The following is a 10,266-nucleotide window of genomic DNA, read 5'->3' on the forward strand; positions in this document are numbered from 1 at the left end:
TTAATTATATGCCAATCTTGTAGTCGTACTCTTTTGCTTTATCAGGCTTTGAATTTTCAAATTCAGTTTTTAATTCTGGTCGATAAGAAAGCAATACTTTTTTCACAAAAGGCAACGATTGAATACGCTCCATTGTCTTTTCAATTCCGTCCTGATTGCAATACAACACAACGTATTTTAGTTCTCTTGAAACATACTGTACATTTCCATACTTACGAAGTGCTTTGGCTTGCTTTACAGAGTGTACATATGCAATAAGTCCTTGACGATTAACAAACATAATAGCTTCCCCTTTTACATAGGTTAAAATAGTTTTATATGAAACTGAAGTAGGTGAGTTATGTATGACGTTAGATGACATTTGGTCTTCCTTTTTTTCTCATTTTACTAGGAATAAATTAATTGAACAAGTAGAAAAAAAAGAAATTACGCATGTTCCGTTCCTTTACATTACCTCAAGCAAAGGTGATTTACATCAAATTGAAGAGTGGATTCGTATAGCATCTGAGGCCGCTACCACAAATGCAAAAGTAACGTGGCAAACGGAGTTTGTTCGCCACGCCACTTCAACATATGTCTACCGCCACCGCTTCTTTGTCCCTCAAAGAAAATCATTCTGTTGTGGAAACGTGTGCGGTACAGATTGTACGAGACTGCGATTGTAAGGCTTAGGCACTACAACCGCAGCTTCCACCTGCTCCGCACCCTCCGCCACAGCTGCTTCCTGTATCGAAAAATGGATTGCCAGTTGGAACTTTTATATGTTCTGACACAGATTGTCCAATGATAACACTAATCTCATCCAAAAGCTTTTGTAGCTCATTTTCTGCTTTTTTAAACGCAGCAATCGTATGCTGTAAGTCTACAGAACGCTTAATATCACGCATTTGCTTTGTAATGGATTTATAATCGGGATGATATTTACCAAACCGCTGGACATCTTCGTATTGCTCTTTCATTTTACCGAATTCAGCAATTAATTCCTGTGCTTCTGTGTCTTTATTTAATCTATTTAAACATTCACGATAATGTTCAGCTACATCTGAATGCAAGACCATATTTGCTAGTGCATCAGACTCATCAAGTAGCTCAATAGTTCTCATTGTTGTGAGCATCGTAAATATACACCTCCTACTTTATCTTATCATGTTTCACTTTCAAAAGAAAAAGAACATGCAACATTTTATTACATGTTCTTTTCATTTATACAATTTTAATTGTAAAAGATTCTTTTAAATTGTAACTTTCATGCTCATTTTTCATTAGTTCAATCGTAACTTGATGAGAACCTTTAGGTAATTCTTTAATAACAAAAGCTGCTTGTGTAATAGGATTAATTGCTTTACCGTCGACTTTTACTTCAAGAAAACCATTGCCATCATTAAATGAAAAGCCGTTAATGATACATTCAACATATACATTAGCTCCCCTTACATGCTGATGTACTACCAATTGTTTCTCTGTACCAATCGTTTCCATAGCAGCTTGGCCTGAAAAGCTTACTATTTCTTTATTTGTTTCCGGCTTTGGCTTATCATTCTGGCATCCTACAAGTGAAAAGATACAAGCTACTAAGCATAATATAACACGCATCCAGATCATCCTTTGCATATGTTTTATGCTTAGCTTTTGCACTGACATTCTTTTTTACTCAAAAAAAAGCTTCGTAAACACGAAGCTCTCTAACACATTATTGATTCCTCATCGATTGAAACATGTGAAACATCATGTTTGCCATCTGAATTGAGTTTGAAAATTTTTCAACTTTATGAGGAATTGTCTGCTTATAATAGGTTTTGGACTCTAAGTCAAACTTCTCTAATTCATCTGGGTTTCTCGTCAAGCGTCGATACCACATCGGCTGCTCCCGAATGAACTCATTCAACTTTGGCTTAGAACGAATGTACTCATATACATCTTCCCTCATAATTAGCTAATCCTTCCGAAAACCAAATGGATTTCTTGGACCAGTCGGCGTGCTGCGCGTTAATGATTTTGGTGATTGAAACTGCTGCAACACCTGCTGGATATTGGTAATAGCTGAGTTAATGTTTGTAATATGGTTTTGCATTTGATCTAAATCCATATTTTTAAAGGATGATACAATTGTGGACATAATATCTTTTTTGTTCTCTGCTTCCTCTGCCGTTTCTAATTCTGCTTTCTCACCTTCAGAGCGATAAGTATCCCATATGGAATCTTCAGCTCCAAATAAGTACCAGTCTTCATATAGTTCTTTCCACGTTTTTCTCTGCGCCCGAACTTCTTCCACTAGCTTCGGGTGCGCTTTAACAAAGTTTTTAAATTCTACAACAGATGGATGAACTTCTCGTTTTGTCTCATTCACAGTCACTCACCTCATACATAATAGCCTACTATAGTGTAGAGCATGAGGGGTTGTTTGGTTCGCCTATTTTTTAAATTTTTTTCATAATTATGCTGTTTTTTTGAAACGGTAAAACCGCTAGTATGTATGCTAACAGAATTGAAAAGATGCTCAGCCAAAACGTAAAGTAACCAATTTGAGGGATATAATCATTTAACATGCTATACCTTGGCATCATAAAGAACACATAGTCGATGATGTCATTATGTAAAGTCCAAACAGCCGCAATTGCTAAATGCCAAAGCTTGATTCGGTAAAACGGTGAATATAATAAACCTTGAACAGCCATGGCACCATGTGATCCCATAAGCATAAGCATGATGGCATCCATTTGCCCCGTTGTCAAATAGACAAGAATATTCATTACAACTGCCCAAATTCCATATTTAAACAGCGTAATCATTGCTAGAGCTTCAAAGAGTGGAAGCTGCTTTTTAAATAAAAAGCCAATTAAAACGATAACAAAAAACAAGCTTGCCGTCGGACTATCTGGAACAAATAAAAGAAAATGAGCAGGAGTTTGTGATAACTGATTCCCATACCAAATATAACCATAGATTGTTCCCAAGATGTTGATGATTAGTAAAAGTGTCAAAAAGCGTTTATCCTTTAACGTATACCAAAACCAACTCAACGTGAACACCTCTCTTCCGTTTCATATGAATTGCGACAATTTCTTCATCATTATAAAGTTATTTTTCACAAAAAAAAATACCTATTCATAGCAAAGCTATAAATAGGTATCTTTTTATTCCTCTTTCCCTATGTTTGCTATAAACTCAGAAAGCGTTTTTAATTCTTCATCTGAGCCTTTAAAAATACCGGCTGGCATACTACCTTGACCATTCTTAGCAATATCTGCGATTTCTTCAGCAGATAAATCTAATCCTGTCAGTGCCGGAGCTGCAGGTCCTCCCTGAAGATTTTCACCATGACAGGTTAAGCACGTCTGCTCTTGCATAATTTTGTAGCCGTCTGCTTCCGTATCAATTGCTACTTCTTCACGAATTTCTCCCTGTGCTTCTTTTGCTTCCCAGTCAACACTTACAACTGACTCCCATGTTAAATAAAACACGGCAGCTACTCCTAATAGCATAAAGCCAGTTGCCAACGGGCGCTTCGTTGGCCTTCTTTCCGGACCACGGTCAAGAAACGGCGCAAGCATAAGCGCACCAAAAGCGATACCTGGAATAATAAAGGCTCCAATGGCGTTATATGGACCTGAAGCATACGTATACTTTAAGAGCTGGTATAAAAATAAGAAATACCAGTCTGGTAATGGCAGATATCCTGTATCAGTCGGATCTGCAATCCGCTCCAATGGAGAAGGATGCGCGATAGTTAAACAAAGATAACCAATTAAAAAGACAGCACCTACCATCCATTCCTTTAATAAAAAGTTTGGCCAAAATGCTTCCGTTTTACCTGGAAATTCCGAATAGTCTTTTGGAATATTCGGTTTTCTTTCAGCAGGTACACGTGAGTCACCGACGAATTTCATCCCTTTACCACGATGCATGCCGATTCTCCCTCCCTTTCTTCACATATTTCTCACATATAAATTAAATGTTTTAACTTATAGTGGACCAGAAATACCTTGTTTACGAATCATTAAGAAGTGAGCACCCATTAATCCCAGCAAAGCACCAGGTAAGAAGAAGACGTGAATCGCAAAGAATCGAGTAAGCGTCTGGGCACCAACAATATCTGGATGTCCTGATAACAGCGTTTTTATTTGTTGGCCAATAATTGGCGTGGACTCAGCTATTTGTAACCCTACTTTTGTAGCAAATAGCGCTTTCATATCCCATGGCAATAAATAGCCTGTAAACCCTAAACCTAACATAACGAAAAAGATTAGAACTCCTACAATCCAGTTTAGTTCTCTTGGCTTTTTGTATGCTCCTTGGAAGAAAACGCGAAGTGTATGTAGAAACATCATGACAATAACAAGGCTAGCTCCCCAATGGTGCATACCACGAACAATTTGACCGAATGCAACTTCATTTTGTAAATAATAAACAGATTCCCATGCATTTTTAATGTCCGGTACATAGTACATCGTTAAAAACATACCAGATAAAATTTGAATAACGGTTACAAAAAACGTCAGACCACCAAAGCAATAAACAAACGCTGAAAAATGGTGAGCTGGATTGACGTGTTCAGGTACTTCATGATCGGCAATATCACGCCATAATGGGGTAATATCAAGCCGCTCGTCTACCCAATCATAGATCTTATTTAGCATGCTCTATGCCCCTCCCCGTGGTTTAGCTTTCCCAAGATACAATGTACCATCTTTTACTTTTTGTACGTATCCATCTAGCGGCCCCATCGGTGGAGTGCCGGCTACATTCTTTCCGTCTTTGTAATATCTTCCGTTATGACATGGACAGTAAAATTGGTCTGGATGCGCTTTATCACCAGCCCAGTTAACCGTACAGCCTAAGTGCTTACAAATGGGTGATAAAGCTACAATTTCTCCATCTTTGTCTTTGTAAACCCAAGCTGAACGCGGTTCTTCTGACTCATGCCAACCGTCAACTTGATTTACTTTAAAGTCAACCCGCTTCGGTTCAGCTGTGATGTCATCCACTTGTGCGACAGCCACTAAATCCTGATCTACCCCTTTTTTTAATACTGGATCAACCGCAAACCTTACCATTGGCATGAGCATACCGGCAGCCATAAATCCTCCTACACCAGTAAGAGTGTAATTTAAGAACTGTCGTCTTGATACCCGATGGTCTTTCTCACTCATGATATTCCCCCCTCTATTAAAAGCTCAGCCCCTTAAACATAGTGTGGAAACATGATGATTTATTCTATTAAACTAGGACATTTTCATGATATATCAATATGCATGGAAGGTCAATATAAGCAACCCCTAAAACATGGAAATAACCCGTATTTTTCTAAATTTTTTGGTTATTTTTTGTTTACGCTTCCATTCTTATCTTATTAAGGTTTAGCTTTTCCACTTTTCCAGGAAATCTGGAATGATTTGTTCAATTTGATCTGCAACCACCCTTTGCTTATGGGATTCTTCCATATGTTCTAAAGGAAGCGTTGGAATCCATATTAGCTTTGATGCCAACTCTTGATCATAAGGAATCCAGTCCCGGTCATTTGTTAAGAAGAAAATATGCTTTATCTCACTAGCACACGCTTGATTCTTCCAATCTATCAAGCTCTTGAGAGCATGTTGATTTCCTGGTTGTTTTAGGTATGTAAAACTTGGTGCTACTAGAACTCGTCCTTTAAATTGTCGTTCTAATTCTGACGTAATAATTGCTGTATACTCGTTCATTGCTGCAGTTGTTTTCATTGCTGATCCAAAGTCAATTGGAATTAGCGGAATAATAATTGAATCAACATATTCTTTAGATTGTAGGTATAATTCAATATCTTTTACATGCCATTTCATTCACATTTCACCCCATTGTTGCTGTACATTACTTTTTAGATATGGCAAAAAGAGATTGACTGTACTGCTAGTGTAGCCAATCTCTTTTTACATCATTTTAATTGATAATGCTTATTTAAATATGTCGTGAGACGCTCAAATTCTTCTCTGTTATTTTCATCTAGTGCTTTATCGATTAACTCCATGATTTTTGAACGTTGGAAGCGCTGAATGGACTGTTCCAACACTTGCTCTGCAAGGAGGCGATCTTTTTCATTTGTTTGAACTGTTTTAGGCATATATGGGTTTTCTTCTAGCACCGCAACATATTGCGTTGATGAATATAATGAACGAAAATTAAGCTGAATATAAATATCTTCATCTCGATTTAATCGAATATCATGAAATGATTTTTCTGCATCTGTTGTCATGATGTTTTCTTTATAAAAGCGAAACGGTGGGTCTTCTACACAATGTGTTGACATGACCATTCCTCGAGGGCAAAACTGCGCTTGCTCTACGAAGTGAACGCGCTGCATCAGTTGATCATGACTCATTAAATAGTTTAAAATCCATACACACTCTCGGCGTTTTAATTGATAATTTGTTAAAAACCAGCGAACAAATTCTTTCTTTTCGTTGACAGTAACAGGGGTCGTCATAGTCTCACTTCCCTCCTCTGTGTTTAATCACAGGTCTTAAACACCTTTTACAGATTAATATTCCACATGACAATTAGAAAATCCTTTGAACTATTATTTATTCTTCTAGTTGAAATAATATGTCTTGAATTTCAACTGATGATGGATCTAAGACTAGTAATTTTTCAAACATTGCTTTGGCTTTTTCTCTATTTCCTTCTTCCAGTAGGAAATAGCCGTATTCTTCAAGAAACGCATATTCATCTAAAAAGACGCGAGATGCTGCTTCATAATGCTCTGCTGCTTTTTCATATTCTTCTATTTCCTGATAGGCTTTTGCCAGATCCCAGTCAAAGTTTGGGTCATGCTCATTGTATTCATTAGCATGGGTAATTAACTCGATAACTTCTTCGTATTTCTCCTGGCTCATATACAGTTTAGATAATGTCAAAATTGCTTCAACATATCCTGGGTCCAACGCAACGGCTTGTTTAAAAGCTGCTTCTGCCTCTTCTTCTATACCGCGTTTTAACGCAATTTTCCCTTTAAAGAAATAGAGTTCTTTTTGGAATTCATCTTGAGATATTCCTTCATTAACTGCAGCTGCAGCTTCTTCAAGTAGCTCTTCGTGCTCGTAGGATTTTGCTAAATATAAATACAAAGAATGGTATTGAGGATCTAACTCTTTTAACTCCACAAATTTTTCAATAGCTGTTTGATAGTGACCAGCTTGATAAGCTGAAAATGCGTACTCAAATAACGTGTTAATTTCTAGCTTATCTTCTAACGCATCATGAAAATAAGGAAGAGCCTCTTCAAATTTCCCTACTCCGCTTAAACTTTCTGCCAGACGTTGCCTTAAGTCAATTCCATTTAGTTCTTTATCTGTTTTTAGCACCTCTTCAAAATAAGGAATAGATTGCTGATACATACCTTGACTGCTGTAGAATTCACCTAGTGCAAAATCAATTACCTTTTCAGTTGGCAACAAACGTTTGGCTTCAAGGAGCTTTTGTTGACTTACTTCTGTTAAACCTTGCATTTGGTATAAATCAGCCATTAAGATCAAAGCTGCTACGTAATTTGAGTCAGTCGTTGCTACTTGACTTAAGATATGGATAGCTTCTTCTTCTTCCTCTAAGTCAATTAAAATTTCTGCTTTTAATAGATGAAGCTCACCTTCTGATGGATACTCTTTAATTAGCTCGTCTATTAAAGGTAGTGCTTCATTTACAAGTCCCCATTCATGAAGCTGTTCGACCATTAAAAACTTTTCCTCGTCAGTTGCCTCATGCTTCAGCTCATTGATAAGCGCTAGTCCTTTTTCAACTTCATTTTCCTCTACATATCGTATAGCACGATCTAATTTCGTCATTCTATGATCTCCTTTATCACTTCGTCTATATGTTTTTATCACTTAGTATGATTAATTGTATTGACTAATAGGTATAAACAAATTTGTTGGTAGTCCCTATAATAAATGAGATTACTGTTTTGTTCAACAAAACGGATTGAATAATAAGAGAGGTGATAAAGTATATCACCTCTCTTGTAACTACATTATGAAATAAACGTCTGATAACCTCGGCCTTCTAAGCATACTTTTGCTTTTTTACGATCTTCATCGGTTTGAAAACTAAGTCTTAAAACACCATAGATATCAACGCGCGTTTCTAGAATACGAATGTTTGTAATGCTAATTTCTTCTTCTGCTAAGTACCCTGTTACTTCTGAAATGATACCAGGATAGTCAGGGACGTCTACATATAGATCATAAAAAGACGGTATAGCTCCTTTTGAACGCACGGGAAGCTGATCACGAAATTCTTTTGCCTGAGAAAAATAAGCATAGATATTCTCAGCATTTCTCTTCTCAATCATACTACGCACATTTTGCATCTCATCTAGCCAATAATCGAACATTTGAAGTAACGCATCTTGATTATGAAGTAAAATATCTCTCCACATCGCTGGACTGCTCGATGCAATGCGAGTAATATCACGAAACCCACCCGCTGCTAGCTTAGAAACAAGCGGGTTCCCTTGTTGATAATGTTCTGCTTGATGCACAAGGCTAGCCGCAATGATATGAGGGAAATGGCTGATAACACCTGCAAGTTTATCATGTTCTTTTGGTGATAAAACAATGATATTAGCTTTTGTACCTGCGAGTAGCTTTTTAAGTTTATCAACAGCCTCACTTTCCGTATGAGGAGAAGGAGTTAACACATACATTGCATTTTCAAATAAATGGGCTTTAGACGCTGCGACGCCACTTTTATGAGATCCAGCCATCGGATGACCGCCAATAAAATGAATACCTTTTGAAATCAAGCATTCGGCTGTTTGAACGATTTGTTCTTTTGTACTTCCAACATCAGTAACAATAACCTCTTTTTTCAAAGGAATATTTTCTAATTCTTGCACAACTTGAACGGCTTGCGTAACAGGCACAGCAATAACAATGAAATCCGCTTCTTTAGCTCCCGCTTCAATTGAATTACTTATTTCATCAATAACTGTTAACGACTTTGCTAACTTTACCTGTTCTTCATTAATATCGTAACCAATAACATGCATTGATTCATATGTACTCTTTATATTTAACGCTAACGAACCACCAATTAGGCCCATCCCAATTACAAAAACTGTTCCTGTCACCTTTGTCACCTCATATTTCACATATGAAATGAGAGTGTGATCTCACACTCTCATCTCTACATTATTATGCAAATGATTTATGTTTACTCACATACTCTTGAAGCAGTTGAATTATCTGTTCATTTTGCTCTTTCGTCCCAATTGTGATACGTGCAGATGTAGGAAAACCTAATGCATTACCAGAACGAACAATATATCCTCTTTCCAATAAAAACTGGAATACTTCATCGCCTGGTTGACCAAAATCAATTAGTACGAAGTTTGTATAAGAAGCGTAGTAATTTAAACCGTTCTTTTCGCAAAATGCATAGTATTGCTGTAAACCTTCTTCGTTTTTACGCTTGCACTCATTAATAAATTCTTGATCTTTCAAAGCTTCAACTGCTGCTTTTTGAGCCATGCGACTTGTATTAAACGGTTCACGAGCAGGTTCTATCCTTTGTAATAATGCTTCATTTGCAATACCGTACCCAATTCGAAGTGAAGCCAATCCGTAAGCTTTTGAAAACGTGCGTAGCACAATTAAATTCTCATACTCATCCAGTAAATCTACCGTTTGTGGAAAGTCCTCTTCTTGTGCTGCATATTCATAGTATGCTTCATCCATAACAATTAGCGTATGCTTTGGAACTTGCTTAATAAATTCCATCAGGTCTTGTTGCTTTACATAGGTACCGGTTGGGTTATTAGGACTACATACCCACACAACAGTCGTTTGCTCATCAATTGCGCCTAACATTGCTGAAAGGTCATGGTCACCGTTTCGCAGTGGAACCTCACGAATTTCAGCTCCTTCAATTACCGCATTGTGGCGGTATTGAGGGAATGTCGGCGTTGCCATCACCGTATTTGTTTCTGGTGATAGTAAAGCACGGCAAATAATTTGAATAACTTCATCTGATCCGTTCCCAAAAATAAGCTGTTCATCTTTGACATGTAAATATTCAGCAAGTGCTGTTCTTAATTCTGCACTATAGCCGTCTGGATAAAGTGCCATATGATTAAGCTCTTCGTAAATAGCTTCCTTCACACGATTTGAACAGCCGTACGGATTCTCATTAGATGCTAGCTTCACAACAGTTTCTAAGTTATATTCTTTTTTAACTTCCTCAATAGGCTTGCCTGGCTTATATGGAGATAATGTTAATAATTGCTCTTTTACTTTCAAC

The 10,266-nt window shown here is 37.2% G+C and carries 15 protein-coding genes; 1 reads left to right on the forward strand and 14 read right to left on the reverse strand.

Going from position 1 to position 10,266, the window contains the following annotated elements; translation table 11 throughout:
- Positions 1-4: 4 nt before the first annotated feature.
- Positions 5-280, reverse strand: a complete 276-nt coding sequence (locus EPL02_RS16185) for a YlbG family protein (protein WP_076512264.1) — start codon at positions 278-280, stop codon at positions 5-7.
- Positions 281-344: 64 nt separating this feature from the next.
- Between EPL02_RS16185 and EPL02_RS16190 the strand changes: the two genes are divergently transcribed.
- A complete protein-coding gene (locus EPL02_RS16190) occupies positions 345-665 on the forward strand; it encodes a hypothetical protein (protein WP_076512210.1) in 321 nt (106 codons plus the stop codon).
- 3 nt (positions 666-668) lie between these two features.
- On the opposite strand, the gene EPL02_RS16195 is transcribed toward EPL02_RS16190, so the two are convergent.
- The 13 genes from EPL02_RS16195 to hisC all read right to left on the reverse strand — a co-directional run bounded on the left by EPL02_RS16195 (position 669) and on the right by hisC (position 10,265).
- Positions 669-1,115 carry a YlbF/YmcA family competence regulator gene (locus EPL02_RS16195; RefSeq protein WP_094910630.1) on the reverse strand — a complete coding sequence of 149 codons (447 nt, stop codon included), beginning with the start codon at positions 1,113-1,115 and terminating at the stop codon, positions 669-671.
- Positions 1,116-1,203: 88 nt separating this feature from the next.
- A complete protein-coding gene (locus tag EPL02_RS16200; protein WP_094910631.1) occupies positions 1,204-1,593 on the reverse strand; it encodes a hypothetical protein in 390 nt (129 codons plus the stop codon).
- Positions 1,594-1,690: 97 nt separating this feature from the next.
- The gene (locus EPL02_RS16205) at positions 1,691-1,927 is read right to left on the reverse strand and encodes a YlbE-like family protein (protein ID WP_025908810.1); all 237 of its coding nucleotides are present in this window, start codon (positions 1,925-1,927) and stop codon (positions 1,691-1,693) included.
- Positions 1,928-1,933: 6 nt separating this feature from the next.
- Complete coding sequence (ylbD, locus tag EPL02_RS16210) at positions 1,934-2,347, reverse strand: YlbD family protein (protein WP_131888231.1); 414 nt, start codon at positions 2,345-2,347, stop codon at positions 1,934-1,936.
- A gap of 70 nt (positions 2,348-2,417) precedes the next feature.
- Positions 2,418-3,020 carry a lipoprotein heptaprenylglyceryl N-acetyltransferase LhaT gene (gene lhaT, locus EPL02_RS16215; protein WP_094910633.1) on the reverse strand — a complete coding sequence of 201 codons (603 nt, stop codon included), beginning with the start codon at positions 3,018-3,020 and terminating at the stop codon, positions 2,418-2,420.
- 114 nt (positions 3,021-3,134) lie between these two features.
- Positions 3,135-3,905, reverse strand: coding sequence for a menaquinol-cytochrome c reductase cytochrome b/c subunit (locus EPL02_RS16220; RefSeq protein WP_131888232.1), 771 nt, complete (start codon positions 3,903-3,905; stop codon positions 3,135-3,137).
- Between the two features lie 57 nt (positions 3,906-3,962).
- On the reverse strand, positions 3,963-4,637 hold the full coding sequence (gene qcrB, locus EPL02_RS16225) for a menaquinol-cytochrome c reductase cytochrome b subunit (protein WP_025908806.1): 675 nt from the start codon (positions 4,635-4,637) through the stop codon (positions 3,963-3,965).
- A gap of 3 nt (positions 4,638-4,640) precedes the next feature.
- A complete protein-coding gene (locus tag EPL02_RS16230) occupies positions 4,641-5,150 on the reverse strand; it encodes a Rieske (2Fe-2S) protein (protein ID WP_094910635.1) in 510 nt (169 codons plus the stop codon).
- A gap of 207 nt (positions 5,151-5,357) precedes the next feature.
- Positions 5,358-5,816, reverse strand: a complete 459-nt coding sequence (locus tag EPL02_RS16235) for a YpiF family protein (RefSeq protein WP_094910636.1) — start codon at positions 5,814-5,816, stop codon at positions 5,358-5,360.
- 92 nt (positions 5,817-5,908) lie between these two features.
- Complete coding sequence (locus tag EPL02_RS16240; RefSeq protein ID WP_094910637.1) at positions 5,909-6,457, reverse strand: ReoY family proteolytic degradation factor; 549 nt, start codon at positions 6,455-6,457, stop codon at positions 5,909-5,911.
- A gap of 97 nt (positions 6,458-6,554) precedes the next feature.
- Complete coding sequence (locus EPL02_RS16245) at positions 6,555-7,811, reverse strand: tetratricopeptide repeat protein (protein WP_094910638.1); 1,257 nt, start codon at positions 7,809-7,811, stop codon at positions 6,555-6,557.
- A 185-nt stretch (positions 7,812-7,996) separates the two neighbouring features.
- Positions 7,997-9,097 carry a prephenate dehydrogenase gene (locus tag EPL02_RS16250; RefSeq protein ID WP_094910639.1) on the reverse strand — a complete coding sequence of 367 codons (1,101 nt, stop codon included), beginning with the start codon at positions 9,095-9,097 and terminating at the stop codon, positions 7,997-7,999.
- 64 nt (positions 9,098-9,161) lie between these two features.
- Complete coding sequence (hisC, locus tag EPL02_RS16255) at positions 9,162-10,265, reverse strand: histidinol-phosphate transaminase (RefSeq protein ID WP_094910640.1); 1,104 nt, start codon at positions 10,263-10,265, stop codon at positions 9,162-9,164.
- Between the last annotated feature and the right edge of the window lies 1 nt (position 10,266).

This window comes from Bacillus sp. CBEL-1, from assembly GCF_004348885.1.
Classification (GTDB): domain Bacteria; phylum Bacillota; class Bacilli; order Bacillales; family Bacillaceae_H; genus Priestia; species Priestia aryabhattai_A.

What these genes read in the sequence shown, in the direction of transcription:
- EPL02_RS16185 (WP_076512264.1), bottom strand. Translation starts at nt 280, where the DNA reads ATGTTTGTTAATCGTCAAGGACTTATTGCATATGTACACTCTGTAAAG.
- EPL02_RS16190 (WP_076512210.1), top strand. Translation starts at nt 345, where the DNA reads ATGACGTTAGATGACATTTGGTCTTCCTTTTTTTCTCATTTTACTAGG.
- EPL02_RS16195 (WP_094910630.1), bottom strand. Translation starts at nt 1,115, where the DNA reads ATGCTCACAACAATGAGAACTATTGAGCTACTTGATGAGTCTGATGCA.
- EPL02_RS16200 (WP_094910631.1), bottom strand. Translation starts at nt 1,593, where the DNA reads ATGCGTGTTATATTATGCTTAGTAGCTTGTATCTTTTCACTTGTAGGA.
- EPL02_RS16205 (WP_025908810.1), bottom strand. Translation starts at nt 1,927, where the DNA reads ATGAGGGAAGATGTATATGAGTACATTCGTTCTAAGCCAAAGTTGAAT.
- EPL02_RS16220 (WP_131888232.1), bottom strand. Translation starts at nt 3,905, where the DNA reads ATGCATCGTGGTAAAGGGATGAAATTCGTCGGTGACTCACGTGTACCT.
- qcrB (WP_025908806.1), bottom strand. Translation starts at nt 4,637, where the DNA reads ATGCTAAATAAGATCTATGATTGGGTAGACGAGCGGCTTGATATTACC.
- EPL02_RS16230 (WP_094910635.1), bottom strand. Translation starts at nt 5,150, where the DNA reads ATGAGTGAGAAAGACCATCGGGTATCAAGACGACAGTTCTTAAATTAC.
- EPL02_RS16235 (WP_094910636.1), bottom strand. Translation starts at nt 5,816, where the DNA reads ATGAAATGGCATGTAAAAGATATTGAATTATACCTACAATCTAAAGAA.
- EPL02_RS16240 (WP_094910637.1), bottom strand. Translation starts at nt 6,457, where the DNA reads ATGACGACCCCTGTTACTGTCAACGAAAAGAAAGAATTTGTTCGCTGG.
- EPL02_RS16245 (WP_094910638.1), bottom strand. Translation starts at nt 7,811, where the DNA reads ATGACGAAATTAGATCGTGCTATACGATATGTAGAGGAAAATGAAGTT.